21 protein-coding genes and 1 CRISPR repeat array are annotated in these 25,836 nt (G+C 53.4%); of the genes, 17 read left to right on the top strand and 4 right to left on the bottom strand.

What is annotated here, in order from left to right; all coding sequences use genetic code 11:
* Positions 1 to 2 precede the first annotated feature (2 nt).
* The 16 genes from csx2 (at position 3) to holA (ending at position 20,279) form a co-directional block, all read left to right on the top strand.
* The gene (csx2, locus tag DESAC_RS08605) at positions 3 to 1,280 is read left to right on the top strand and encodes a TIGR02221 family CRISPR-associated protein (protein ID WP_013706679.1); all 1,278 of its coding nucleotides are present in this window, start codon (positions 3 to 5) and stop codon (positions 1,278 to 1,280) included.
* Positions 1,281 to 1,352: 72 nt separating this feature from the next.
* Positions 1,353 to 1,865 carry an REP-associated tyrosine transposase gene (locus DESAC_RS08610; RefSeq protein ID WP_013706680.1) on the top strand — a complete coding sequence of 171 codons (513 nt, stop codon included), beginning with the start codon at positions 1,353 to 1,355 and terminating at the stop codon, positions 1,863 to 1,865.
* 159 nt (positions 1,866 to 2,024) lie between these two features.
* Positions 2,025 to 2,273: a hypothetical protein gene (locus tag DESAC_RS08615; RefSeq protein WP_013706681.1), complete on the top strand. Its 249-nt coding sequence runs from the start codon at positions 2,025 to 2,027 to the stop codon at positions 2,271 to 2,273.
* The gene (locus tag DESAC_RS08620; protein WP_013706682.1) at positions 2,258 to 2,662 is read left to right on the top strand and encodes a type II toxin-antitoxin system PemK/MazF family toxin; all 405 of its coding nucleotides are present in this window, start codon (positions 2,258 to 2,260) and stop codon (positions 2,660 to 2,662) included. The genes DESAC_RS08615 and DESAC_RS08620 overlap by 16 nt, the downstream gene beginning before the upstream one ends.
* Positions 2,655 to 4,550 carry a CRISPR-associated primase-polymerase type A1 gene (locus tag DESAC_RS08625; RefSeq protein WP_013706683.1) on the top strand — a complete coding sequence of 632 codons (1,896 nt, stop codon included), beginning with the start codon at positions 2,655 to 2,657 and terminating at the stop codon, positions 4,548 to 4,550. Before DESAC_RS08620 ends, DESAC_RS08625 begins: the two co-directional genes overlap by 8 nt.
* Before the next feature lie 129 nt (positions 4,551 to 4,679).
* Positions 4,680 to 5,060, top strand: a complete 381-nt coding sequence (locus tag DESAC_RS08630; RefSeq protein ID WP_013706684.1) for a four helix bundle protein — start codon at positions 4,680 to 4,682, stop codon at positions 5,058 to 5,060.
* 262 nt (positions 5,061 to 5,322) lie between these two features.
* Positions 5,323 to 6,372, top strand: coding sequence for a CRISPR-associated endonuclease Cas1 (gene cas1, locus DESAC_RS08635; RefSeq protein ID WP_013706685.1), 1,050 nt, complete (start codon positions 5,323 to 5,325; stop codon positions 6,370 to 6,372).
* Between the two features lie 189 nt (positions 6,373 to 6,561).
* Complete coding sequence (cas2, locus tag DESAC_RS08640) at positions 6,562 to 6,837, top strand: CRISPR-associated endonuclease Cas2 (RefSeq protein ID WP_041284415.1); 276 nt, start codon at positions 6,562 to 6,564, stop codon at positions 6,835 to 6,837.
* 241 nt (positions 6,838 to 7,078) lie between these two features.
* A CRISPR array of direct repeats spans positions 7,079 to 8,141; the repeat unit is 36 nt; unit sequence CTCAGAAACATTGACCTGATTAGAAGGGATTGCGAC.
* A 61-nt stretch (positions 8,142 to 8,202) separates the two neighbouring features.
* The gene (locus DESAC_RS08645; protein WP_013706687.1) at positions 8,203 to 8,547 is read left to right on the top strand and encodes a four helix bundle protein; all 345 of its coding nucleotides are present in this window, start codon (positions 8,203 to 8,205) and stop codon (positions 8,545 to 8,547) included.
* A gap of 127 nt (positions 8,548 to 8,674) precedes the next feature.
* Positions 8,675 to 8,878 (top strand): four helix bundle protein, encoded by a 204-nt coding sequence (locus DESAC_RS08650; protein ID WP_258164912.1) that lies wholly within the window; start codon positions 8,675 to 8,677, stop codon positions 8,876 to 8,878.
* Between the two features lie 983 nt (positions 8,879 to 9,861).
* Positions 9,862 to 11,892, top strand: a complete 2,031-nt coding sequence (locus DESAC_RS08655; protein WP_013706688.1) for an acetate--CoA ligase family protein — start codon at positions 9,862 to 9,864, stop codon at positions 11,890 to 11,892.
* A gap of 43 nt (positions 11,893 to 11,935) precedes the next feature.
* Positions 11,936 to 14,590 carry a TrlF family AAA-like ATPase gene (locus tag DESAC_RS08660; RefSeq protein WP_013706689.1) on the top strand — a complete coding sequence of 885 codons (2,655 nt, stop codon included), beginning with the start codon at positions 11,936 to 11,938 and terminating at the stop codon, positions 14,588 to 14,590.
* Between the two features lie 12 nt (positions 14,591 to 14,602).
* Entirely contained in the window at positions 14,603 to 15,865 is a 1,263-nt protein-coding gene (locus DESAC_RS08665) for an RNA-binding domain-containing protein (protein ID WP_013706690.1), read from the top strand.
* 100 nt (positions 15,866 to 15,965) lie between these two features.
* Complete coding sequence (leuS, locus tag DESAC_RS08670) at positions 15,966 to 18,464, top strand: leucine--tRNA ligase (protein ID WP_013706691.1); 2,499 nt, start codon at positions 15,966 to 15,968, stop codon at positions 18,462 to 18,464.
* Between the two features lie 101 nt (positions 18,465 to 18,565).
* Positions 18,566 to 19,117, top strand: a complete 552-nt coding sequence (lptE, locus tag DESAC_RS08675; RefSeq protein ID WP_013706692.1) for an LPS assembly lipoprotein LptE — start codon at positions 18,566 to 18,568, stop codon at positions 19,115 to 19,117.
* A 130-nt stretch (positions 19,118 to 19,247) separates the two neighbouring features.
* Positions 19,248 to 20,279, top strand: coding sequence for a DNA polymerase III subunit delta (gene holA, locus DESAC_RS08680; protein WP_013706693.1), 1,032 nt, complete (start codon positions 19,248 to 19,250; stop codon positions 20,277 to 20,279).
* Here the strand turns inward: holA and rpsT are convergent.
* The 4 genes from rpsT to DESAC_RS08700 all read right to left on the bottom strand — a co-directional run bounded on the left by rpsT (position 20,254) and on the right by DESAC_RS08700 (position 22,983).
* Positions 20,254 to 20,526, bottom strand: coding sequence for a 30S ribosomal protein S20 (gene rpsT / locus DESAC_RS08685; protein WP_013706694.1), 273 nt, complete (start codon positions 20,524 to 20,526; stop codon positions 20,254 to 20,256). The two genes, holA and rpsT, sit on opposite strands and share 26 nt — an antisense overlap.
* Positions 20,527 to 20,664: 138 nt before the next feature.
* Entirely contained in the window at positions 20,665 to 21,462 is a 798-nt protein-coding gene (locus tag DESAC_RS08690; protein WP_013706695.1) for an HD domain-containing protein, read from the bottom strand.
* Positions 21,455 to 22,381, bottom strand: coding sequence for a selenium metabolism-associated LysR family transcriptional regulator (locus tag DESAC_RS08695; RefSeq protein ID WP_013706696.1), 927 nt, complete (start codon positions 22,379 to 22,381; stop codon positions 21,455 to 21,457). Before DESAC_RS08695 ends, DESAC_RS08690 begins: the two co-directional genes overlap by 8 nt.
* Before the next feature lie 80 nt (positions 22,382 to 22,461).
* Positions 22,462 to 22,983: a cysteine hydrolase family protein gene (locus DESAC_RS08700; protein ID WP_013706697.1), complete on the bottom strand. Its 522-nt coding sequence runs from the start codon at positions 22,981 to 22,983 to the stop codon at positions 22,462 to 22,464.
* Positions 22,984 to 23,321: 338 nt separating this feature from the next.
* Between DESAC_RS08700 and lon the strand changes: the two genes are divergently transcribed.
* Positions 23,322 to 25,772 carry an endopeptidase La gene (gene lon / locus DESAC_RS08705; protein ID WP_013706698.1) on the top strand — a complete coding sequence of 817 codons (2,451 nt, stop codon included), beginning with the start codon at positions 23,322 to 23,324 and terminating at the stop codon, positions 25,770 to 25,772.
* The last annotated feature ends 64 nt before the right edge of the window (positions 25,773 to 25,836 follow it).

Raw genomic sequence — 25,836 nt, forward strand, 5'->3', positions numbered from 1 at the left:
TCATGGCCAAACTTTATCTCTCTTTCCTGGGCACCACCAATTATCACCCTTGCACCTATACTTTTGCAGCTTGTGAAACACCTGGAGTGCGCTTTGTGCAGGAGGCCACCATAAAATCCTTCTGCGCCAACTGGACCCCACAGGATCGCATCCTGATCTTTACCACCGCCGAAGCCAATCAGAAAAACTGGCTGGATAACGGCCACACGGATTCAAGCGGCGCCGTTATCCCGCAGGCAGGTTTGCAATCCCGGCTTCAGAGGCTGTCACTCGCACCTTCGTTTAAAGATATTGCTATTCCCGAAGGTAAAAGTCAGGAGGAAATCTGGCAGATTTTCCAGATAATAATCGAGCAATTGCGAGATGGCGACGAAGTGGTTTTCGACATTACCCATGGTTTCCGCTCCATCCCTCTTCTGGCCATTGTCGTCTTATCTTATGCCCGCGTTATGAAAAAAATTGCCATCCAGGGAATCTATTACGGTGCTTTTGAAGCCAAGCAAGGGGACACCGCGCCTATCTTTGACCTGACCGAATTTGATGTCCTGCTGGAGTGGACGACTGCCTTGGATCGCTTTATCAAAGCCGGAGATGCAACCCTTGCCTGTGAGTTGGCTGCAGACGAAGTCAGAAAGAGAAGAAGGGAAATCAAAAGGCCGGATCAAATACTGCAAGCATTTCAAAAAGTCACCGCACAATTAAATAATTTCAGTCTGTCTCTCGCAACCTGCCGCGGGTTGAAAATAAGCCCGATAGTTTCAGAACTGAAAGACACACTGCAAAGATGCGTCGGCCTGCCTGGAAAGCGTCCCTATATAAATCTGTTAGAAAAAGTGCAGCATGAATTGGCTGCTTTCCCCGGGGATCATGTCCGAGATGGCTTGGCAGCGGCGCAATGGTGTGCGGATCATAATCTGATCCAGCAGGGGTTTACTATCCTCCAAGAAACCCTAATCAGTTATTTTACCTTACATGTCCTCAAGGATGACCTGGTTACACCAACCTCTCGGCATTTGATGAATCAATCAATTCATATCCTGCGTGAAAACCTCCCAGAGGAAGAATGGGCCGAACCGGCTAGAAGCAACCGTCAGAAAGTTGCTGCGATTATTGCAGCCATTCAAAGTTACCCGGCAATAGTAAAAAAACTTCGTGATCTGGGCAATGACCGCAATGACATCAACCACGCCGGCTATACGGCCAGTCCTATGGGTGCCGAAAGGTTCGCCACCAAGCTAAGAGATTATATCAACACCTTTCAGGAATTTTTTGGCAGGTGAGTTTATTTCAGGCACAGACCTGGAGGTCTGTGCCTACCGTTGGTTGAGCTGCCAGGGAAGGAACCATTCATTATGCCCAAAGATAAATCAGCAGCTGACTTTTTCCCGAAGGTAACATCTTTCACCGCAACTCGGCGCAAACTGCCCCATTGGCAAAATCCCGGCAGTGTCTATTTCATCACCTGGCGGTGTAAAAACCCCCAGGAACTTTCCAATGCCGAACGAACCATCACCTTGGAATCTATCCGGTTCTGGGACCGACAACACTGGCTGCTCTTCGCCGCCGTCATCATGCCTGACCACGTCCACCTCCTGGCTCAACCCCTTCCAACCCTCCAGGATGAATACATCAACCTGGGAAAAATCATCAAGAGCGTCAAAACATATAGCTCCCGCAGCATAAATCAGCTTCGCGGCCAGCCAGGCCCCATATGGCAGCCGGAACGCTATGATAGAATTGTCAGGAATGACGCCGAATTCTTAGAAAAATGGCAATATATCCGAAATAATCCCATAAAGGCAGGCCTCGCCGTCCACCCCGAAGACTACCCCTGGCTCTATGAATCAATCAACCCCATCTGGTAGGACCGACCTCCAGGTCGGTCCATAAATAAATTGACTGATATAAATGAACCACATACAATATTTTTATGCTAAAACCTGACCTTATTAACACCGGACATGCCAATACCCGCCACCCCCCCCTTCCCGGCGCCCCTATGTCTTTAAATAAGAGGAACTCCCATGCCCTCCTCCCTCAATGACTATTTAAATAAACTAACCCCCCAGGAAAAAGCCGAACTGGAAACCTTCGCCGCCTTCCTCATCGCCCGGCGGGGTTTAAGGTCATCGGCAATCCTTGCCGACGAGATTCCATCGGCGGAACTTATGGCTCTGGCGATGCAATCCTCCAGTTTTGACTGGTTGGCCGATGCCGACGAAGATATCTACGGCCCCACCGACGGGGGGGAGGCTACATGGCTCCGGGAGTGATCCGACGAGGCAGCATTGTTCTGGTCAAATACCCATTATGCCGATCAGGAGATCGGCTCTACCATTTTACTGATCTTTCCGCCCAGAAACTGCGCCCGGCCCTGATCCTGACCCCTGATTCCCTTTTGCGAAAACTGGATGAAGCCGTCTTTCTTTTTATCTCGTCCGTCATCCCTGATGTTGTGCTTCCCAGCGATTATATCTTGACCACCGATCATCCCTCTTTCCCCGCTACCGGCCTCAAACGTTCGTCAGTTTTCCGAGCCCACAAAATCATCACGCTCCACAAAACTATGGCAGCCCGCAGCCTCGGTGACGCCGATGAAATCCTGATGCGGCAGATCACCCATTGCCTCGCCAGGGCCTTAGGAATGCAACGCCATGAATGATACCCTGCTGGAACAGGTTAATGCCGCCCTCACCTCTGGCCGACCCGACCAGGCCCAATCCCTGGCCCTCTCCCGGGATACCCGGGACCTCCGCGACCCCGCTCTCCACCTGGTCTGGGCTGATCTCCTCGAGGAGCTGGGTCTCATCGATGAAGTTGTCAAGGAACTCCACCTGGCCCTCCGGGACAACCCCGACAACCCGGCCCTCTATCCCCGCCTGGCCGACATCTACCAGGACCTGGGCCGGGCCGACCGCGCCGCCCACGTCTGGGCCAACCGGGTGAAACGGGCGCCCGAGGACGTGGAGGCCTACCGCCAGTGGGGCGAGCTCCTGCGGGAGCAGGGGGACCCCGAGCGCGCCCGCCAGGTCTTTCAGCAGGGCCTCGCTGCTACTCAGGACCCGTCCTTCAACGCCTTATTGCGGGACCTGGACGGCCGAGAACAGGAACCCCTCCCCGAAGAGGGCCTCCAGGCTGGCCCCCAACTCCTCCCCGGCCGTCACCATCTCGTCGCCTTCACCGCCCTCTTTGCCGGTCGGGAAGGCGTCTACGCCCGCCAGTGGGCCAGCCCTACCGGCGAAACCGGCTACACCCCGGTACAGGAGCCCCTCACCCTCAAGGTGGCCGAGAACCATATCCTGGGCAACTACACCATCGGCGTCTATCCCGTCCGCCTGGACAACACTGTCAACTTCCTGGCCCTGGACTTCGACCTGGCCAAGTTCGCCGTCCGCAAGGCCATCACCAGCCAGCGGGCCTGGCAGACCCTGATGGACCGCCTCCATCAGGCCGCCTGCCGCCTCGTGGACCTGGCCGCGGCCCACGACCTGCCCGTGTATCTGGAAGATTCCGGCTTCAAGGGCCGGCACGCCTGGATTTTTCCGGATACCCCCATCCCGGCCGGGATTGCCAAAAAATGCGGCGACCTGCTCCTGGCCGGGATACAACCTCTGCCGGCGGAAGTCACCGTGGAGGTCTTCCCCAAACAGACCTCGGTCAAAAAAGGCGGCTTGGGCAACCTTATTAAACTCCCCCTGGGCTTCCACAAACGCACCGGCCGGCGGGCCGTCTTCCTGCACCCTGACGGCCGGCCCCTGGAGGACCAGTTGGAACTGCTCCAGAGCGTGGCCAAGGCCCCCCGCCGGGCCGTCTACGCCCTTATCCAGCGCCTCCAGGCTGGCGCCGCTCCCGCCTCCGGGCCGGAACCGGCGGCGGCTGCCGGGAAGCTTGATGCCGAGCCTCCCTGGGAAACCGCCCCTTCTCCGGCGCCCCTGCCCGGAGTTCCGGAGATCTATCATCTGGACCAGGACACTCAGTTCCAGTATCTCCTGAGCAGATGCCCGGTCCTCAAGGCCCTGGCCGATAAGGTCAACCAGACCTCCATGCTCACCAAGGACGAGACCCTGGTCCTGATCCATACCGTCGGCCATTTGGAAAACGGCCCCGCCGCGGTCAACGAACTGTTTCAGCGCTGCCTCAATGCCGATCCGACCCTGTTCCTGAAATCCCGCCTCCGGGGCCACCCCATGAGCTGCCCCAAGATCCGCGCCCGCATCCCGGACATCACCGCCGCCGTGGCCTGCAACTGCGCCTTTGACCTGGCCGTCAACCTCTACCCCACGCCCATCATCCACCTCCACGGCCTCAAGCCCGGCGCTGCCGCCCCCACCGGCCTTACCCTGGACTCGCTGCAATTCCAGCACCTGCTCCAGGAATACGTCAAACTCCGCCAACAACTCCGGGAAACCCAGCTTCTGCTGACCCGCTACGAACAGCAATTATCAGATTTCTTCACGGCCGCGGGGGTTGAAACCGTTAACACGCCCCTGGGGACCCTCTGCCGTAAGATCGACTCGGCTGGCAAGACCGCCTTTATACTGGAAATCTAGAACGAGAGCCGTGAGCCGGGAGCCGTGAGCCGGGAGCCGAGAGCCGGGAGCCGTGAGCCGAGAGCCGAGAGCCGGGAGCCGTGAGCCGAGAGCCGAGAGCCGTGAGCCGAGAGCCGAGAGCCGTAAAAGATGATAATAGAAAATTCCAAACCACATCGGAAACTTGACGCCTGGCGGAAAGCCATGCAGTTAGTTGAAAATATTTATCGAGTTACAGAGGCCTTCCCTGCCGGAGAGAAATTCGGCCTGACCGCTCAAATCCGCCGGGCTGCTGTCTCTGTGCCATCCAACATCGCGGAAGGCGCGGCGGACCGCACTGTCCAGCAATTTTATAACTATCTTTCGAACTGCATCGGCTCGCTCAATGAATTGGACACCCAACTCGAAATTGCCTTTCGCTTAAGGTATCTAACAGAAAAGGATTTCATTGAAATAAATGCCTTGCTGGATGACTGCCTGGCAGTTACCTTCGGCCTGAAAAAACACCTTGCCAAGAGAGCCAGGGGATAACATTAGTCACCGCGGCTCACGGCTCACGGCTTACGGCTCACGGCTCACGGCTCACGTCCCTAAGGATTTCATTGAAATAAATGCCTTGCTGGATGACTGCCTGGCAGTTACCTTCGGCCTGAAAAAACACCTTGCCAAGAGAGCCAGGGGATAACATTAGTCACCGCGGCTCACGGCTTACGGCTTACGGCTCACGGCTCACGGCTTATGGCTCACGGCTTACGGCTCACGGCTCACGGCTCACGGCTTACGGCTCACGTCCATGTCCATACTTTATCTCACCGATCAAGGCGCCACGCTTACCAAAAAGGGCAACCGCCTGGTCATTGAAAAAAAAGGGAATCTTGTCCATTGGGTGCACGCCTTCAAGGTGGAGCAGGTCGTGGTCATGGGGCAGGTCCAGCTTTCTCCCGGCGCCATCGCCTTTCTGTTGCAGGAAGGCATCGATACGGTTTTTCTGTCATACTATGGCAAATACCGCGGCCGTCTTATCTCGGAGTTTGGCAAGAATATCGAACTACGGCGCCGACAGTTTCAGAAGCTGGACGATCCCGGCATTCGGTTGGCCCTGGCCCGGTCCTATGTCAAGGGCAAGCTCAATAATTGCCGGATTTTTCTGCGCCGTCAGAATCAGGGATTGAATCAGGCCGACCTGACCAATACCATCCATCAGCTCCGCCGCTTGGCCAACCAAGCGGATGCCTGCGACAGCATCGAGAGCCTCATGGGCATGGAAGGGGCCGGGGCGGCCAGCTACTTCGGATGCTTTCAGCACCTTTTCCGGGTGGATGACATCACCTTTTCGGGCCGCAACCGCCGCCCGCCGCAGGACCCGGTGAACGTGCTGTTAAGTCTGGGGTATACGCTCCTGGCCAACGTGGTGCAGACCCAGGTGCATGTAGCCGGTCTAGATCCCTACCTGGGCTGCCTGCATAGTGTGGAATATGGCCGGCCGTCTTTAGTGTTGGACCTCATGGAGGAATTTCGCCCTGTCCTGGTGGATGCCGTGGTGGTGCAGGTGGTCAACAAACGGATTATTCGGTCCACCGATTTCTACCGCCCTGAAGACCGGGAGCCGGCGGCTTTTGATTTTGCCGAAACCGAGTCCCGCCGGGAGAACTACCCCATTCTCCTGGTCCATACCGGTATGAAAAAATTTATCACCCATTTTGAGGCCCGCCTACAACAAAAAGTCCTCTACCTGCCATCCGGCCGGCGCCTGACCTACCGGCAGATCTGCCTGGAACAGGTGCGCGCCCTGGTCCGCTTCCTTAACGACGGCTCTGCTTATCTCCCTTTCTCGTACCGCTGATTCTTCGCTCCCGGCTCCCGGCTCACGCCCAAAGGCTCCCGGCTCACGCCCAAAGGCTCCCGGCTCACGTCCAACGGCTCACGGCTCATGTCCAACGGCTCACGGCTCACGGCTCACGTTCAACGGCTCACGAAAAAAAGTATTGACAAAAATGCCAAACTGCCCCATGCTGTTACTAGCTTAGGTCTAATGTTTATAACCATCTCCTATGATATTACCGACAACCGCCGCCGCCAGCGTTTGGCCAAGATGCTGAGCAATTACGGCCACCGGGTGCAGAAAAGCGTTTTTGAATGCCGTCTAGACGACCGGCAGTATTTAAAATTGAAGAAGGGCATCGAGGAGATCATAGACTGGGATGATGACAGCGTGCGGTATTATTTTCTCTGCCAACATTGCACGGACAACATCGAAATCAGCGGTTGGGGTGTGGTCCGGGATGATGAAGACGTGATCGTGGTGTAATCACGCAGCCAATTTTCACAATTGCACGTTTGCACGCATCTCCGGGGTTTTTCCTGAAATCGTCTAAGGTGTTGAAATTATTCAGTGTGGCAAAAAAGATACATTAAATGATAACTCTACGGATTAATTGGCAAATCTGGATATTTCACAAGATGCTCAAGCTGTGGCGGGGGGTATGCGGCCTAGATACGTGTTTTTGGCCTTTATTTTCCAACAAAACCAGCCCGCTGGAGGGGGTGCTCTCAGAAACATTGACCTGATTAGAAGGGATTGCGACCAACGCCTCCATGGCCTCGGCCACGCTGTTGATCAGCCCTCAGAAACATTGACCTGATTAGAAGGGATTGCGACTAAACACAAACATCTATGCCTTTTACTCGCCTGGTTGGCTCAGAAACATTGACCTGATTAGAAGGGATTGCGACCTTATGAAGAGTCTCCCTGATGGCCGCCGGGTCGAGCCTTCTCAGAAACATTGACCTGATTAGAAGGGATTGCGACTTAGGCAGGATAGTAAACTCTGGAGCATTGTTCTCAGAAACATTGACCTGATTAGAAGGGATTGCGACTTTTCCTCAACGCAAATTACCGCAGGGAGAGCAATTCTCAGAAACATTGACCTGATTAGAAGGGATTGCGACTGTTCTCCAAGAATCTTTCTTTTATCAAGATAAAAGACTCAGAAACATTGACCTGATTAGAAGGGATTGCGACGTTTTTTCATTTTCTTTGTTCTTTGCTCCGGCCCGGGATCACTCAGAAACATTGACCTGATTAGAAGGGATTGCGACGCTAAAGCGGTCGCCGGAGACGTGGTAGAGCTACACTCAGAAACATTGACCTGATTAGAAGGGATTGCGACATCAGGCTCTGCACTTTTACAATTTCTCATTTTATTCTCAGAAACATTGACCTGATTAGAAGGGATTGCGACATAGTTGCTATCATCTATTAACGTTACTTTCATTTTCCCTCAGAAACATTGACCTGATTAGAAGGGATTGCGACTCATATCCCCAACTAAGAGATTTTTGATGCCCGTAAATCTCAGAAACATTGACCTGATTAGAAGGGATTGCGACGTAATAGTTGCCAACTTTTCCATTTGTTTCTCCTTTCACTCAGAAACATTGACCTGATTAGAAGGGATTGCGACATTATCCATACGTATTTGTAGTCATTATAATCCTTCTCTCAGAAACATTGACCTGATTAGAAGGGATTGCGACCTTCTGGCTCTCACTTTGCACTCATTTTCGAGTAGCAAGCTCAGAAACATTGACCTGATTAGAAGGGATTGCGACGATAAAGCCAGGTACGAGTAGCGAGGACTGAGGACTGAGTAAAATACAACGCTTCGAAGATTTGATTGCTTGGCAGAAGGCTCGGGAGCTGGCGAAGGCGGTGTACCTGGTTGCCACTAAGGGAGAATTGTCTCGGGATTTTGGGTTTCGGGATCAGATCAGGCGGTCGGCCGTATCAGTCATGGCCAATTTGGCGGAAGGGTTTGAACGGGGCCGACGGACCGAATTCCATCAGTTTATTTCCATTGCCAAATCCTCTTGCGCCGAATTACGGTCGCATCTCTATCTCGCCCTTGATATTGGCTATCTTGATCAAGAAACATTTACCCGGCTGCATGCCATGACCGAGGAACTCTCCCGCATTTTAGGAGGTCTCCGGGCGTCCGTGGAGAAGCAGAAGGGTTGAGGAAGCTTCACCACTCAGTCCTCGGCCCTCGTTACTGCCCTTGGCCTGATTAGAAGGGATTGCGACGATAAAGCCAGGTACGAGTAGCGAGGACTGAGGACTGAGTAAAATACAACGCTTCGAAGATTTGATTGCTTGGCAGAAGGCTCGGGAGCTGGCGAAGGGGGTGTACCTGGTTGCCACGAAGGGGGAATTGTCTCGGGATTTTGGGTTTCGGGATCAGATCAGGCGGTCGGCCGTATCAGTCATGGCCAATTTGGCGGAAGGGTTTGAACGGGGCCGACGGACCGAATTCCATCAGTTTATTTCCATTGCTGAAGATCTACACTGAAAACTGACCCCCAATCGCCATTGAAATTGACCCCCTCAGAGATAAACCGATGCCAGCTTACGGCGTCGGAGGTTCTATGAAAAAAATTACTTCATCCTTGACTTAATCAGCCACTTTTTTGTCATAAGATATCCAGCAACGTTTTCCCTCAAGGTGGCCGCTTTGGATTGTATTCACTAGCCGAAATGATTGGAATGCGCATCCGCCGGTAATTATAATTGTCGCTCATCACCCTCCCCATAGCACTGCAACCCCGACAGACTTATCCATAGAGGGAAATCTGGTATTCGTCCCCAGCAACTGAGATATTGCATTTCTCTTTTGTCAGAAGAGACCGCTTGTGGTAACATCTGCCTTGTATTCCGGTTCATTTTCAGTAATTAGAGTTTCGAGTTTCAAGTTCCGAGATTAAAATAAAAGGGAATATATTTCCGGGTTATCCAATAGTTGCAGATATCATGATCCCCTTTTTAAACTCGCAACTCTTATGAAGCTTTTCATAAGTAATTGTAATTACATACAAGTTCACATGTTCTCAAGAACACAACGAAGCATGAAAGAATAATTGGTGGCATAGGCCTCCTGGCCTGTGCATCAGCGTGCCGGCTGCAAAGCCTGCACCACCTTCTTTCATACAAGTCCACATGTTCTGCCGAACACAACGAAGCATGAAAACAGAAGCGTGGCGGCTGCTCCCAATAATGCTTTTGCTGTTCACCGCCCACTGTTTTCATATATATTTTCTCATCGACCATGTTAAACAGAAGCGGCGGCCATGGGCCGCTCGATCCCATTATCGATAATTTATTCGCAATTTTCTCATAGGGCGGGCCGCGCCCGCCGTCTTTAAAAGCACTGTTTTCATGCAGATCAGTCGCAAACCATGAAAATTATACCGGTGGCACCGGCATCCAGCCGGTGCGGTGGCTATTTCCCATGTAGTAAGCTGAATCTGCCAGTTGTTAACTTTATTCGGAGGAGTTATGCGTAATATCAACAGCCTAACACCTGTTTTTTGTCCACGCAGTGTCGCGGTCATCGGCGCCTCTACGGTGGCGGGCAAACTCGGCCATGATATTCTCTATAACCTGATTCATGCCGGTTTTCCCGGGCCTATCTATCCTATCAATCCCAAGGCCGACCAGGTCCTGGGGCTGGCAGCCTATAAACAGATCGGCGACGCACCCAGCTCCCCGGACCTGGCCGTTATTGTCATCCCGGCCCGCGCCGTCGCCGGGGCTATAGAACAGTGCGGTCAGGCCGGGGTCAAAGGTGCCATTGTCATCACCGGTGGTTTTGCCGAAGCCGGGGAGGAGGGGGAAAAACTTCAGGAGGAGTTGGCCCAAGCCGCCAGGCGTCATAACGTCCGGGTCATTGGCCCCAACTGCCAGGGTATCAACAACCCGCACCATAACCTCTGCGCTTCCTGGCCGCTGTTGACCACCAGGGGCGCCATGGCCTTTATCTCCCAGAGCGGTACTGTGGGGGCGGCCTTGATGGATTGGGCTTCCCAGGAACTACTGGGCGTCAGCGTCTTCGTCAGCCTGGGCAACCGGGCCGATATCGATGAGGCCGACGCCATTCAGTATTTTAATCAGGATCCCCATACCAAGGTCATTGCCTTGTATATCGAAGGAGTAAAACGGCCCGTCTATTTTCTGGATGCCTTGGCCGAGGCTACCAAACCGGTGGTCATCCTCAAGGCTGGCCGCACCAAACAAGGCCGTCTGGCGGCTGAATCCCATACCAAGTCTCTGGCCGGTCAAGACGCAGTCTATGACGCCATCTTCCGCAAGTACAAGGTGCACCGGGCCGAGACGATTGAAGAGCTATACGACTTTGCCAAGGGTCTGGCCTATCTTTCCAAACCCCGTGGCCGTCGGCTGCTCAATATCACCAGCTCCGGGGGGGCTGCTATCCTGGCCATTGATGCGGCGGAAAGGTTAGGCTTCCAACTGCCGCCGCCTTCGCCCGTCCTCCAGGCGAAGCTCAGGGAGATAGTGCCGCCGCACTGTGCCGTGGGTAATCCCGTGGACCTCACCGGCGATGTCATGAGCGATCCGGGCCTCTATGCCAAGGTCATCGACGCTTCCCGGGTGGAATATGACAACCTCGTAGTTATCTTTGGCGATCCGGTTCCTGGCGCCCACCAGATCGTTACCCCAAACGCTCAGGAACTGGTGATTTTTTTAGGCGGGGCCGAGGTGGAACGTCAGGAGGTCCCGCTCATACATCGGCGAGGTATTCCCGTCTTTCCGACGCCGGAACGGGGTCTGGGAGCCCTGCATCAGTTTTTCCGCTTTGAGCCAATGCCAACCGTGGGACCGATTGAGCCTTCTGCCATTCAGGAACTAAGCCTGGTTCCGCCGAGTGAAGCTGCCGCCCTCTTGGCCAAACACGGAATTCCGGTGGCCGCCTGTCCCTTGGCCACCACTGCCGATGAGGCCGTAACCCTGGCGGCACAGTTCGACAGCCCGGTGGCCTTGAAAATCTGGTCTCCTGACCTGCCCCACAAAACCGATGTGGGCGGAGTGCGTCTCAATCTCACCACCGAGGACGAGATCCGCTCGGAGTGTCAAGACTTGGTCAAAACCGCCCTTACCCATGTTCCCTGGGCTCGCATCGACGGCGTCACCGTCTCGCCCATGGCCAAACCGGGAGGGATGGAGGTTATTTTAGGTATCCTGACCGATCCCCAATACGGCTCCACCCTGATGTTCGGTTTGGGGGGCGTCTTCACCGAGATCTACCGGGATGTACAGTTCTGCCTGCTGCCGGCGGCGGATGAGGAACTCTGGGAGTTGATCCGCTCAATTAAAGGCTATCCCTTGCTGGCGGGTGCCCGGGGATTTCCCCCTTTGGACCAGGAGGCCTTGTTGCTGACCATGAAGGCCCTCGCCCGGGTGGCTACCTCGAATCCCCAGTTGGACCAGATCGAGCTCAACCCGCTCCTGGTCTATGAACGAGGCGTTTTCGCCGTAGATGCAAGGATGTACAGCCGGGTGAGTAGTTGATGCGGGTGTTCAGCCTTGGAACCGAAGCCGAAGGTAGCTCGAAATGGCCGAAAAATATACTAAAGCCCGTTTTTGGAAGTGTGCCCTTCAGGTGAATTCTGCTATGTATATCAATTACCGGGGTGATGCTCATGGAATGACTGAAGATGAGTACAATCGCGAACTCTTAAGAGTATGTCGTGAAGAAGAAATCTCTATCATTGGATTAGCCGACCATGGCAATGTGGATGCCGTCGATGCCATCCGTGAATTAATGGCCCAGGAAGGAATCGTTGTCTTCCCCGGTTTTGAAATTGCTTCTACTGAAAAAGCTCATTTTGTCTGCCTTTTTCCCGAGACAACATCCAAAGACCAGTTGACCCGCTATTTGGGAGCCTTAGGGTTGACCAATCCAGCCGCCGGGATTTGGCCTTCGAATCTGGGCGGCAATGATCTGTTCTCCAAAGTTAATGAGTTAGGCGGAATTGCCTATGCCGCCCATTGTATCGATGACAATGGCGTACTTTTTCGAAAGCTTCAACATGTCTGGCGAAACCCTCTGCTTAAGGCCGCGCAAATACCGGGAGCTCTGGATGATCTAAAAAATGAAGAGGAAAACGGCTATCGCCAAATACTGCTCAATAGAAATCCGGACTATCGAAGGGAGCGGCCGATTGCCATTATCAATGCCAAGGACGTGGCACGCCCTGAGGATCTCCGCAACCCTAAAGCTTCGTGCCTTATAAAAATGACCAGGCCATGTTTTGCGTCATTCAAGCAGGCCTTTCTGGATCCGGAGTCACGAGTAAGACTGAACTCTGATGTTCCAGAAAAATATTACTCCCGCATCGAATCGGTGAAGTCTACCGGAGGCTATCTGGATGGCCTGGAAATCGATTTCTCCGAGCATCTCAACGCAGTGATTGGTGGAAGAGGTACGGGTAAATCGACTCTGCTGGAATGTATCCGCTATGCCTTGGAACTCCGACCTCTCGCTAAGAACGCCCAGAAACAACATGATGAAATCATCCGTGAAAATCTGGGAAAAGAGAAGGGGCGTATAGAACTGACAATCCGATCGTCGGCCATGCATGGCAAACGTTTTTTGATTTCCCGCCGCTATGGGGAAAGCGCCACGGTCAGAGACGAGTTCGGCAATCCCTCGGCGTTTTCTCCTGCAGATGTGCTGCCCCGTATAGAAATTTACGGACAGAACGAGATTTATGAGATTGCTCAGAACCCTCAGGGGCGGCTTAGACTTCTCAACCGGTTTTTGGATATTGACAACCGGCAGTTGGATCAGCGCCTTGAAGAGATCGCTAGGAAGTTGAAAGACAACCGGAAAGCCATCCTACAGGAACAAGAGAATCTGGCGCAAGTGGAGGATGAAGTCTCTCGTTTGCCAAAGTTGCAGGAGCAAGTGGAACAGTTTAAAAAGCTGCGGTTGGACGAGAAATTGAAGATTATTCCCCTGCTTGAGAGTGAAAAACGTCTGTCTGGACGTGTCAGCGAAGAGATCGAGAACTTGGAGACCGCTTTTATCGGGGTCGAAAATAACCTTCCGGATACAATATTTCTTAGTGATAACACGCTCAAAGGTCTTCCCCATGAATCAGCTTTACAATCTATGCGGACTTTTCTCGATGAACTGACAAGAGATGTTCGAGGGTTTGTCCAGCAAACCCAGGAGAAGATCGCTGCATCAAAGGATAAGATACTTGGATTGCAAGAAACCCTTGCAGCTTCCATCAGGGTCGAAGAGGAGGCCCTCGAGAAGGCCTTTAGAGAGATACCTTCCTACGAGGGACGCAGTGGACCAGAGATCGGTATGCAATATCATACATTACTTAAAGATATCGAGCGGATTCGACCGAAAGAGGTCCTGCTTGCCAGTCATAACGAAGTTAAAACCGAGTTGTCTAGAATGAGGAGAGCTTTCCTTAGTGAATTATCAGAGGCCCGAGCGCAAAGGTCTGCCCAATTACAGAGAGCCTTGAAAAAGGTGAATCGGAGACTAACCGGCAAGCTCAGGTTAACCGTTTCCCCTGAGGCGGATCGAGGACCTCTGATGGAATTTCTAAATGCATGCGGACTTGAGGGGGTCGGTCTCAAACGCCTAGCCTGGATTGAGGCGGCAGAAGATTTCTCTCCCCTAAAACTGGCCGAAATGATTCGCAATGGGGTAGGTACGCTAAAGCAGCCCAACTGGGGAATCACTCAATCTGTTGCCGAGGCCCTCGTAAAATTGCCCCTCGCAAAATTAATGGAAATCGAGGAGCTTGAACTGCCCGATACAATATCCATCGAGTTGAACGTGTCACCCGCGGGAAAGGAGAACTATCGTCCTTTAGATAAGCTTTCCACCGGGCAGCAGTGTACCGCCATCTTACACATTCTCCTTTTGGAAAATCTGGATCCTCTCATTATGGACCAACCTGAAGACAACCTGGACAATGCATTTATAGCAGATAGAATTGTTGCCGAACTGCGGTCGGCAAAGATTGCCCGGCAATTCCTGTTCGCTACCCACAATGCGAACATCCCGGTGTTTGGTGATGCAGAGTGGATTGGGGTTTTTCAGGTTGTTGACGGACATAGCGAGATACCGGAAGAGCTGCAGGGAGCGATTGATCTTCCCGAGATTCAACAGAAGGCGGCGGAGATTTTGGAGGGAGGTAAAAGCGCCTTCATCCAACGGAAGGAGAAATATGGCTTCTGATAGAGGTGAAGCATGTTAAAAGCAGAGCTTTTAGAGATTATCGCCAACGGGGAGAACTCGGGAGTAGAGTTCAAACGCGATGACTGCCGCCCCGAGCAGTTGGCTAAGGAAATTGTAGCCATGGCAAATCTCCGGGGTGGCATGATACTACTCGGTGTTGAAGATGACGGGACAATCAGCGGCATCCAGCGTCGCAACCTTGAGGTATGGGTTATGGATACTGTCTTTGCTGCTAAAGTCCATCCGATGATCATCCCTTTCTATGAAGAAGTTGCACTGGAGGAAGGGAAAAGGGTTGCAATTGTATCATTCCCTCTGGGAACGACAAAGCCTTATGTTCTTCGCCACAACAATAGGGAAGAGATTTACATTAGGGTCGGCAGCACCTCACGACCGGCTACCAGAGAACAGCAGGCCAGGCTTTTTGCCAGCGGCGGGATTCTGCATCCGGAACTGCTGCCGGTTGCCGGCACTTCTTTCAAGTCGTTGGACCTGGAACGGCTGCGAGATTATTTTATCAACGTCATCCATGACCTCGATGTCCCAAAGTCAGATGGTGCCTGGATTCAGCGTCTGATTGCCCTTGGATTTATGGTGGAGGTCCTGGAATCTACCCCGGTTTGCACGATCGCGGGATTGCTTCTCTTCGGTGTTTCTCCACGGCGGTTTTTGCGGCAGTCCGGCATCCGCGTCCTGGTTTTTGAAGGGAATGACAAGACCTATCGTGCTCTTCTTGACAGAGTTCTTGACGGGCCTCTAGTGGGGCTATGGCATATTAATGAAGGCGGAGAGAGGATGTTGACCGATACTGGTTTCGGCCTTATTGATCGATTTGCAGAGATCGTCCATCCTTTCGTTTCAGAAGAGAGCGACATTATTAATGAGAATTTCAGACGAGAACGGCGTTGGCTCTATCCATTGGAGGCAATGCGCGAGGCGTGCATTAACGCCTTGGCACATCGGGACTGGACCAGATCAGTGGATATCGAGGTGGGCTGTTATTCGGACCGCATGGAATTCATCAGCCCCGGCGCCTTACAGAATACTATGACGGTGGAAAAAATGATCGCTGGCCAGCGCTCACCAAGAAATCCCTTGATTGTTGAGGTGCTGCGAGATTATGGTTATGTTGAGGCGCGGGGCATGGGAGTGCGTACCAAGATCATCCCTTTGATGAGGCAGCAAAATCGAGTTGAGCCGATCTTTGAGGCAACGGATGATTATCTCAAAACGATTCTGCCGCGCAGAAAAACTTGCATTTATGGCATGCCTTGACTTCTTTCTCAAATCAATTCCGTGAATCAATTAACTTGCCCCACAATCAAAATTAAGCGAAAATATACCGTTAATTTACTGAGCGGGAGCACAACGTAGCATGGAGACGCGCTACAATCCGGCGGTTATCGAAGCTAAATGGCAGCAGTATTGGGAAGAGCAGGATCTTTTCCGGGTGACTGAGCTGTCCGATAAATCGAAATATTATGTCTTGGAGATGTTTCCCTATCCCTCCGGGCGGATTCATATGGGCCACGTGCGCAATTATACCATCGGCGACGTGGTGGCCCGTTACAAACATATGCAAGGATTCAATATCCTGCATCCCATGGGCTGGGACGCCTTCGGCATGCCGGCGGAGAACGCCGCCCTGGCCCACGGTGTGCACCCGGCCGCCTGGACCTATGAGAACATCGACTACATGCGGCGGCAACTCAAGTCCCTGGGTTACAGCTACGATTGGAGTCGGGAATTGGCCACCTGCGACCCCGACTACTATCGTTGGGAGCAGTCGGTCTTTATTGAGATGTTCCGGCGCGGCCTGGCTTATAAAAAGTTGTCGCCGGTGAACTGGTGTGACCACTGCCAGACGGTGTTGGCCAATGAACAGGTGGAGGATGGCGCCTGCTGGCGCTGTCACCAGCCGGTGGCCCTAAGGGAGCTGGAACAGTGGTTTTTTAAGATAACGGACTATGTCGAAGAATTGTTGGAGTACTGCGACCGTCTGCCCGGATGGCCGGAACGCGTCCTGACTATGCAGCGTAATTGGATCGGCAAGTCCCATGGCGCCCAGATTGAGTTTGCCATAGAGAGCCTGGATGGGGTGATCACGGTCTTTACCACCAGGCCGGACACCCTTTTTGGCGCTACGTTCATGAGCCTGGCCCCGGAGCACCCTTTGGCCCCCAGGCTTGCCCAGGGAACCCGCCAGGAACAGGCCGTCCAGGAATTTATCCAAATCTGGAAACAGCGGGATCGGAGCAAAGGGGTAGTGGATGAGTTGGTGAAGGAAGGCGTCTTTACCGGCCGCTACTGCCTCAACCCGGTAACCGGCTGGCGGATGCCTATCTATGTGGCTAATTTTGTCCTTATGGAATACGGTTCCGGCGCGGTCATGGCGGTGCCGGCCCATGACCAGCGGGACTTTGAGTTTGCCCGAAAGTACGATCTTCCCCTGGTGGTGGTGATTCAACCGTCCGACCATACCCTGATAGCCGAAAATATGGCGGCCGCCTATGAGGATCCGGGGGTGTTGGTCAATTCCAAACAGTTTGACGGCCTGGCCAGCGAGACGGCCAAGGATGCCATTACCGCCCACCTCGAAACCTTGGGATTGGGTCGACGCTCTATTCACTACCGGTTGAAGGATTGGGGGATTTCCCGACAACGATACTGGGGTGCTCCCATACCGATTATTTACTGCGAACGTTGTGGAATGCAAACCGTCCCGGAATCAGACCTGCCGATCCGGCTGCCGCTGGACGTGGAGATTTCCGGGGAAGGCGGCTCGCCCCTGGCCAGATTAGACTCTTTTGCCAAGACTATCTGTCCGGTCTGTGGGGGGCCGGCCCGACGGGAAGTGGATACCATGGATACCTTTGTGGAATCCTCTTGGTATTTTCTGCGCTACGCCTGTCCTGATTATCAGGAGGGGATTCTGGACCGGCCCCGGGTAAACTATTGGATGGCGGTGGACCAATACATCGGTGGTATCGAACACGCAGTCCTACACCTGCTCTATGCCCGGTTCTTCACCAAAGTGCTGCGGGACCTGGGTTATATCCAGGTGGATGAACCTTTCACCCGTTTGCTGACCCAGGGGATGGTGCTCATGGATGGCGCCAAGATGTCCAAATCCAAGGGCAATGTAGTGGATCCGAATGAATTGATCGGGACCTATGGCGCTGATACTACGAGACTTTTCTGCCTGTTTGCCGCGCCGCCCGAAAAAGATCTGGAATGGTCGGACCAGGGGGTGGCCGGGGCCTTCCGATTTCTCAATCGAATCTGGAGCCTGGTGAAGGAATTGCTTGAATCCTTAAAATCGGCGCCCCCTTGGCGCGGAACCGGCGCCGAACTGTCGCCTGAACTGCGGCGGCTGCGCCAGAAGGTGCATCAGACCATCCATCGGGCCACCAGCGATATTGAAGCGCGTTTCCACTTCAATACTGCTATTGCCGCCCTCATGGAGTTGGTTAATGATCTCTATAAAGCCCGTGAGGAACCGGCGACTGATCCCTCCTCCAACCATCTGGCCGCCTCCGTCTGGCGGGAGGCGATTGAGGTCTTGATACTCATTCTCAGCCCCATGGCGCCGCATCTGGCCGAAGAATTGTGGCATCATCTGGGCCACCCGACTTCGGTCTATCACGAACCCTGGCCCCAGGCCGAGGCCGCAGCCATGGCGGCCGACGCTAGATTGGTGGTTATCCAGGTGAACGGCAAGCTCCGCAGCAAGATTGAAGTGGCGGCCGCCGCCAGCGACGAAGAGATCAAGCGCCTGGCCCTAACGGATACTCGTATCCAGGAATTGCTGGCCGGCCAGCAGGTTAAAAAGGTGGTAGTGGCCCGTCGGAAACTGGTCAATATTGTCGTCTAACAGCCGCTGATATCAATACAACTAGACTGACGGCGAAAGACGCGACGCTTTTAAGCCCGGTACTTTTTAGTCCTCCGCATTCAGGACTCAATTGAGGTTGTATGCAAGACAGTAATCAATTCAGACGTGGTGTAAGTCGGAGACGGTTGACGTTTCTCATGGTGTGCCTGTTAGGGTTAACGTCGGCTTGCGGTTATCAGGTGGTGGGATCGGCGCCGGCGGGGGCGGACCGGCCGCAAGCCACCATAGCTATTCCGCCCTTTGAAAATCGTTCCATGGAGGTCGGCCTGGAAACCATCTTTGCCAATGATCTCCTGCGGGCATTTGGGGACGGGGGCTCCGTCCGGGCCAAACCGGGGGATGAGGGTGCAGATTATCTCCTCCTAGGAACCATTAAAAAGCTGGAGCATTCTTCAACCGCCTACCTCGACATCGACCGGTCCCTCGTCCGTCGGGTGACCGTCACCGTGGAGATAACTCTAAAGGACTTCAGACAGAATAAGGTGATCTGGAAGAGCACCGAGATGATCAAGGCGGACTATGTCGCAGAAAATTATTACTCCATCGGTGAGGCCAATCGGACCCAGGGCATCCGGCAGGCCTCAGCCCGGTTGGCCCAGCGGGTCTACGACAAGATTAACGTCCTGCTCTAATAGTCATTCATTGCAATTCTTTAAAAAGCACTACAAGCCATGAAAATCATTTCCTGGCAGCACAGGCTTTTTGGTCTGTGCAGGTGTTTTTTTCCCATTTAATCGGTAATGCCGTACTGCGACCATATTCATGTCCCATATCCTGCTTGAACGTCACTTAAAAATCTCGGCCCTCAAACCGGTTTATCTGTTCTATGGGGAAGAGGAGTTTCTCGTCCGACGGGCGTTGACGCGCCTGGAGGATTGGCTGGCCCAAAAAGAGGATTTGGCGGCCAGAACCAGCCTGGAAGCAGGGGAAATCAGTCTCTTAGAAGCATTAACGGAGGCGAGGTCTCCCCAGCTCTGGGGTGGTCGGCAGTTGGTAATTATCTGGCGTATGGAGCGCTACAAGGCCAAGGAGTTGGCCGCCCTGGAGAGCTATCTGGCAAACCCGGCCTCCCAAACCTGCCTGGTCTTGGTAGCCATAGGACTCAAGAGTAAGGACGTGCAGACGCACCGCATCTGGCGGCGCCTCCAGGAGCAGGATGCGGCTTTGGGGTTTTTCCGACTGCGCGAGAATGAATTACCCGGATGGCTGCAGAAGGAAGCCAGGCAGTTGGGAAAAATGCTGAGTCCGGATGCGGCGCGGCAACTCATCGAGGCAGTCGGCTTTAATCTGCTTGATCTGCATCAGGAACTGGAAAAACTAGTTTTGTATGTCGGGAAAGAGCAGACGATTACGGCCGAAGCTGTCGCCCAGCTCAGCAGCCATGGCCGCACCCATTCGATCTTCGAGTTGGTTGATGCCTTAGGTCAGAGCCGGCCGGATAAGGCCCTCAAGGTTTTGAACCGGCTCCTGGAATTGGGAGAGCCGCCAGCTATTATCCTGGTCATGTTGGCCCGACAGGTCCGTCTTCTGATGCGGACGCGCGAGGCGTTGAGACGGGGGCTGGGATCGAAGGAACTTGCCCAAACATTGGAGCTGCCCGGTATCGTGGCGGAAAAGCTGCAAAGGCAGGCCGGTGGCTTCCGGTTGGCACAACTCCAGGATCATCTCATCCGCCTGCACGAAGCGGATTTAGGTTTTAAAACCGGAATGGCTCCCCCCCACCTGCTCTTGGAAAAGGTTATCTTGGAATTGTGCCCTCTGCCGGCTCTTAGGCATCCGAAGAGAGGGCATTAATGTGGCGGGTCAGCCGGGAGATTTTGCGAGCTGCGGTTTTCCAATGCATGGTGCCCTGGGCGGCAACCCGTTGGATTACCGGTGCTGCCTTCTGTAAGGCAGCCTGAGCCTGCTCTGGCTGGTTTTGCGAGACGGCCGTCCGAACAGCCTTAACTAAATTCTTGACCCGGGTTTTACGGCTTAGATTGCGGATTCGCCGGACCTTGCTCTGTCGGTCGCGTTTCATTACTGAACGGTGTTTGGTCAACTACTAATCCTCCCTTGAAATTATCCCAAGTACTCAGGGCTTAACCTGTAACTTAAAAATTATGCAATATTGTCAGGATGATAAGCTGAAATGATCAGGTTCAACCTCTTTCAGACTATTCATTTTACTTATTTTGTCTCATCTGTCAAGGTCATCTTGCAGGGTCTGCCGTAATTGCCTTCCGAGGTGCTCAAACTCTGGCGTTTTTGGAAGATATTCCAGCAACTTATCCAGATAACCCTTTTCCCTGGCGATACCTTGACTGACAGGATAATTCAGGTCATACAGCCAACTACACAACATCAGCTTGAAGTCATTCACCCACGTCAGATGCTGGTAATTCACCGATTGCCGGGCCTGCACCTTTTCCAGAATAGCCGGGGTATAATTGTCCGGATCGGGTTTAAGTTCCAGATTGACCACTTTATTATAGGGTATTCGGGGATCAAAATGCGCCAGCATAACCGCAAAGATGTCGAGTTTGTCAGCGTCGCGGACAATCTGAGTAAGCAGTCTAACTTTAACTGGTAGCTGGTTGGGTAAAAAACGCCGGTTGTGCAGGGCAATGGCTCCCAGGATAAGGTGTTGACTCTGGGGTGGAAACCCGGCCAATACGCCATGCTGCTTCATGGTCCGGACGCCTTCAGTGGCGTGGTTAACCGAAACCTTGTCATTGTAAGTTTTATAACGGGCATACTGTGGAAACCGGCCGATATCGTGGAAGAGGGCCGCCAGGTGCGCCATTTCCTGCAAGACCGGCGTGAGATCCAGGTTTTTAGTAATCTGGCGGGCAAAGCCGAGCACCCGAAGTGTATGGTTGATTTTTATCCGGATATTGGCCGTATCAAAATCGCTTCCCTGAAGATATCCCTGAGTAAAGTCCAGGAACCAGCGCTCATAAGTCCGAAAATCATATCCTGCAGGTAAATCATGCATTAATCAGATCCGGGTCCGGCAACGGTTTCCCGCTCTCAAGCCGTAAAAACTCCTCAAATGTCTGATAGATAGGCGGCAGTTGGTGGTGCTGTCGCTGGACCAGATAGATAGGCCGCCGCATTTCGACTCCTCGGATTTTTACTGCCGTGAGCGCCCCGTAATCAATATCCGCCGCCACCGCCAACCGGGAGAGGATGCCGATACCTACCCTGGCCTTGATACTCTGACGTACCGCTTCGGTGTTAGGCATCTGCGCCGCAACCTTGAGCCTGGCATACTCGAACCCGTGGGCCGCCAGGATCTGTTGTGCCGCCATCTGCGTCCCGGAGCCGCGTTCCCGAATAATAAACGGCTGCTCATAGAGCTCCGGAAGTTCCACTTCGCCCTTTACCGAAAAAGGATGTTCCGGAAAGACGGTCAAAGTCAGTTCGTCGGGGCACAGCACCTCGTAGTTCAGATGTTTTACCGGAGATTTTAATCCTACCAGACCCAATCCGAATTCGCCCTTGATCACGGCGTCGGCGATCGCAGCGGTATTGGCAATTTTCAAGGTGATCTGGACCGCCGGATGGTTGGCCTTGAAGGCGCCGATAGCTTTCGGCAGCAGGTAGCTCCCTGGAATAGTGCTCGCTCCGATAACCAGCTTCCCCAGCAGTTCCCCGCGATAATCGGCCAGGGCTTGACGCGCCTCTTCCCGCAGACGCAGCATCTTGCCAGCGTAGCGTTGCAGAATCTCTCCTGCCGGAGTCAACCGTACTTCCCGCCCTTGCCGGTCCACCAACTTTTCTCCAACTATCTCCTCAAGAGCGCGAATGTGTTCGCTCACCGTAGGCTGTGATAGCAAGAGCGATTCTGCCGCCAGGGTGAAGCTCTTAAGCTCCACCACCTTGCAGAAAATTTCGAGACGATGTAAATCCATATAACCAGGTTTTAAAACAGGGGATAAAGAAGAGGGGTGAGGGACTAGGAGATAAGCCTTTCCCTCTTCCCTTTCTTAGCTTAAACCACCTGCACGCCAAAGAGTCTCGCCATCCTTTTAAGCGCCCACTCATGATCACCAGGATCGAAGTCAGCTACCCCGTCCCGATAAACCACCACCCGATAACCCCGAAGATCCAAGTCGCGCGCCGTTTCCATGATACAGATAGAGGTGCAGACGCCCACTAAATGCACCTCGTTAATCTGTTGGCGCTGCAGGATTTTCTCCAAATCGGTGTTGAGCATTCCGCTTAGCTGTTTCTTGGTCACCCGGACATCACTGGGAACGGCTTTAATCTCCCCAATGAGTTCTGCCCCCCAGGTGTTTTGGACCGCATGGGGTGGAAAGCGGCTAAACTCAGGATCGTTCGGATCATGGGCGTCAGTCAGCAGGACAATCAAGGCCCCTTGCAGCCGCATTTCCTGCATCTTGGCGGCCACAAAGGGAATAATGGCCCGTCCCGTCCCTCCCACATAGAGAGAACCGGCCGGATTCAAAAAATCGTTGATCATGTCAATTATAATTAGGGCTTGGGCAGGCATCTCAATTATTCCTCTGGCACTTTCGAATTTATTATAGATTACCTCCGCCAAATTGCAAGGACAGGTGAGTCAGAGCGGATTTACGATCAGGGGAAGGCTCATTGAGAAACATGAAACGCCGGTGCAGCCGCTCATGCAGCTTTTTTAGGCGTTAAGGAAAAAATGGGGAACAGGAGTCCACGACTGTTTTTGTCAAAGGTGTTGGCCAGGCACAATTTAACCTTATCTATCAGTAAATTAAGAATGCAAAACTTGACATCTTAGTTGCATAGATTAATAAGAGCACTTATATTAATGATGACAAAGTGCCGCTCCGCGGTTGAACTGAAGGAGTACTAATGCCTGAAAAATTTAAACAGGGTATGCCGGACCCAGAAGAAGACGAATCTCCGGAAATAAATATTCCCGAGGAATTGCCGCTGTTGGCAGTTCGGGATATCGTGGTCTTTCCCAACATGATCCTGCCCCTTTTTGTCGGTCGGGAATCCTCTGTTCTGGCCATTGAAGCTGCGTTGGCCCAAGACAGATTAATTTTTCTCGTGACTCAACGCGATCCGGATATCGATGATCCGGAGCCGGCTGACATCTATCAGGTCGGCACGGTTTGCCTGATCATGCGGATGCTCAAGCTTCCCGATGGTCGGCTGAAAATCCTGGTGCAGGGGTTAACCAAGGCTTTGATCAAGTCCTTTCTGCAAGAAAAGCCTTTTATGAAAGCCACCCAGGAGCAGATCACCGAACAGATAATGGAGGAAATCTCCATCGAAGCAGAAGCCCTGATGCGCAACGCTCGTGAGATGACCGAAAAGATTCTGTCTTTGAAGGGCATTCTGTCACCGGAGATGAGCTCTATTCTGGAATCGATTGATGAACCTGGACGTTTGGCCAATCTGATCGCTTCCAACCTGCATCTTAAAATAGAAGAAGCGCAAGAGATTCTTGAACAGCGTGAGCCCATTCACCGGCTCATCCGCATTAATGATTATCTCAGGCGGGAACTGGAAGTCTCCACGATGCAGGCCAAGATTCAATCCGAGGCCAAGGAGGAGATCGACCGGAGCCAACGGGAATATTTTCTTCGGGAGCAACTGCGCGCCATCAAAAAGGAGTTGGGCGACTTCGAGGAGCGGCCCGATGAGATTGAGGAATATCAGCAGAAGATTACCAAGGCCCGCATGCCCAGGGGCGTGGAAGAGGAGGCGGTAAGGCAGCTCACCCGCCTGGAGCAGATGCATCCTGACGCCGCTGAAGCCACCATGGTGCGGACCTACCTCGATTGGCTCGTGGAAGTCCCCTGGAGCAGGAACACTCGGGACAAACTGGAATTAAAAGAGGCCAAGACCGTTTTAGACGCCGACCACTATGATCTAGAGAAAGTCAAAGACCGCATCCTGGAATACCTGAGTGTCCGCAAGTTGAACAAGAAGATGAAAGGCCCCATTCTCTGTTTCGTGGGTCCGCCGGGAGTAGGCAAAACCTCTCTGGGCAGGTCTATTGCCCGGGCCATGGGCCGGAAATTCACCCGCATCTCTTTGGGCGGCATCCGGGATGAAGCTGAAATACGCGGTCACCGGCGGACGTACATCGGCGCTCTCCCCGGCCGGATCATTCAGGGGCTGAAGAACGCCGGGGTCAACAATCCGGTCTTTATGATGGATGAGATCGATAAAATCGGCCAGGATTTTCGGGGCGATCCGGCCGCCGCCCTGTTGGAGGTCCTGGATCCGGAACAGAATTTTGCCTTCAGCGACCACTATCTTAATGTTCCGTTTGATCTGTCCAAGGTCATGTTTATCCTTACCGCTAATCTGGTAGATCCTATACCCTCGGCGCTGTTGGATCGGATGGAGATCATCCGGCTGGCCGGCTATACCGAAGAGGAAAAGCTGGAAATAGCCAAAAAATTTCTCCTCCCCCGACAGTTGCAGGAGAATGGCCTCAACCCGACCGAACTGACTATTACTCCCAACTCCTTGCGGGAACTCATCAGTCACTACACTCAAGAAGCGGGCTTACGCAATCTCGAACGTGAGATCGGCAGTCTCTGCCGCAAAGTCGCACGCCGCATCGCCGAAGCTGAGAAAGGCCCCTTTACGATCAGTCGGGGTAATCTCCACCGGTATTTAGGGCCGCCCCGCTATCTTCCGGAGGCAGAGCAGGAAAAGGACGAAATTGGGGTAGCCACCGGATTGGCCTGGACTGAATTCGGCGGCGAGCTATTATTTGTCGAAGCCAGTCTTATGAAGGGTAAGGGCCAGTTGACTCTCACCGGCCATCTCGGTGAAGTCATGAAGGAATCGGCCCAGGCGGCGTTAAGCTATGCCCGCGCCCGATCACAGTTATTTAATCTCTCCGAGGATTTTTACGAAAAGTTGGATGTCCACCTGCATGTTCCGGCCGGAGCTATTCCCAAAGACGGTCCCTCGGCTGGGGTTACTATGGCGACCGCCCTCATTTCAACCCTGACCCAGATACCGGTGCGCAAAGACGTGGCCATGACCGGCGAGATCACCCTGCGGGGCAAAGTCCTGCCGATCGGCGGCTTGAAGGAAAAAGCCCTGGCGGCGCTGCGGGCCCGTATCAAACAAATCATCATTCCGGAGGCCAATAGGAAGGATCTGACTGAAATTCCCAAGCATATTAAACGCCGGCTCAAGTTTATCCTGGTGCAGAATATGGACGAAGTGCTTCAGGTAGCTTTGACCCGTCTGCCGACCCGGGAAGAGACCAAAAAATCCTCCTCCCGGGCGCGATCGACTACCAGGCCCATAGCTTCGCGGCCTTCATAAGAGAGAGTAACCTTGGATTCTTCGCTGCGGCCAGAATAACAATGCCTGTCATTCTGAGCCGCAG

Source organism: Desulfobacca acetoxidans DSM 11109 (assembly GCF_000195295.1).
Classification (GTDB): Bacteria; Desulfobacterota; Desulfobaccia; order Desulfobaccales; family Desulfobaccaceae; genus Desulfobacca; species Desulfobacca acetoxidans.

What these genes read in the sequence shown, in the direction of transcription:
- DESAC_RS08660 (WP_013706689.1), top strand. Translation starts at nt 11,936, where the DNA reads ATGGCCGAAAAATATACTAAAGCCCGTTTTTGGAAGTGTGCCCTTCAG.
- cas1 (WP_013706685.1), top strand. Translation starts at nt 5,323, where the DNA reads ATGTCCATACTTTATCTCACCGATCAAGGCGCCACGCTTACCAAAAAG.
- cas2 (WP_041284415.1), top strand. Translation starts at nt 6,562, where the DNA reads ATGTTTATAACCATCTCCTATGATATTACCGACAACCGCCGCCGCCAG.
- leuS (WP_013706691.1), top strand. Translation starts at nt 15,966, where the DNA reads ATGGAGACGCGCTACAATCCGGCGGTTATCGAAGCTAAATGGCAGCAG.
- DESAC_RS08610 (WP_013706680.1), top strand. Translation starts at nt 1,353, where the DNA reads ATGCCCAAAGATAAATCAGCAGCTGACTTTTTCCCGAAGGTAACATCT.
- DESAC_RS08620 (WP_013706682.1), top strand. Translation starts at nt 2,258, where the DNA reads ATGGCTCCGGGAGTGATCCGACGAGGCAGCATTGTTCTGGTCAAATAC.
- DESAC_RS08630 (WP_013706684.1), top strand. Translation starts at nt 4,680, where the DNA reads ATGATAATAGAAAATTCCAAACCACATCGGAAACTTGACGCCTGGCGG.
- holA (WP_013706693.1), top strand. Translation starts at nt 19,248, where the DNA reads ATGTCCCATATCCTGCTTGAACGTCACTTAAAAATCTCGGCCCTCAAA.
- DESAC_RS08665 (WP_013706690.1), top strand. Translation starts at nt 14,603, where the DNA reads ATGTTAAAAGCAGAGCTTTTAGAGATTATCGCCAACGGGGAGAACTCG.
- DESAC_RS08695 (WP_013706696.1), bottom strand. Translation starts at nt 22,381, where the DNA reads ATGGATTTACATCGTCTCGAAATTTTCTGCAAGGTGGTGGAGCTTAAG.
- DESAC_RS08615 (WP_013706681.1), top strand. Translation starts at nt 2,025, where the DNA reads ATGCCCTCCTCCCTCAATGACTATTTAAATAAACTAACCCCCCAGGAA.
- csx2 (WP_013706679.1), top strand. Translation starts at nt 3, where the DNA reads ATGGCCAAACTTTATCTCTCTTTCCTGGGCACCACCAATTATCACCCT.
- lptE (WP_013706692.1), top strand. Translation starts at nt 18,566, where the DNA reads ATGCAAGACAGTAATCAATTCAGACGTGGTGTAAGTCGGAGACGGTTG.
- DESAC_RS08625 (WP_013706683.1), top strand. Translation starts at nt 2,655, where the DNA reads ATGAATGATACCCTGCTGGAACAGGTTAATGCCGCCCTCACCTCTGGC.
- lon (WP_013706698.1), top strand. Translation starts at nt 23,322, where the DNA reads ATGCCTGAAAAATTTAAACAGGGTATGCCGGACCCAGAAGAAGACGAA.
- DESAC_RS08655 (WP_013706688.1), top strand. Translation starts at nt 9,862, where the DNA reads ATGCGTAATATCAACAGCCTAACACCTGTTTTTTGTCCACGCAGTGTC.
- DESAC_RS08700 (WP_013706697.1), bottom strand. Translation starts at nt 22,983, where the DNA reads ATGCCTGCCCAAGCCCTAATTATAATTGACATGATCAACGATTTTTTG.
- DESAC_RS08690 (WP_013706695.1), bottom strand. Translation starts at nt 21,462, where the DNA reads ATGCATGATTTACCTGCAGGATATGATTTTCGGACTTATGAGCGCTGG.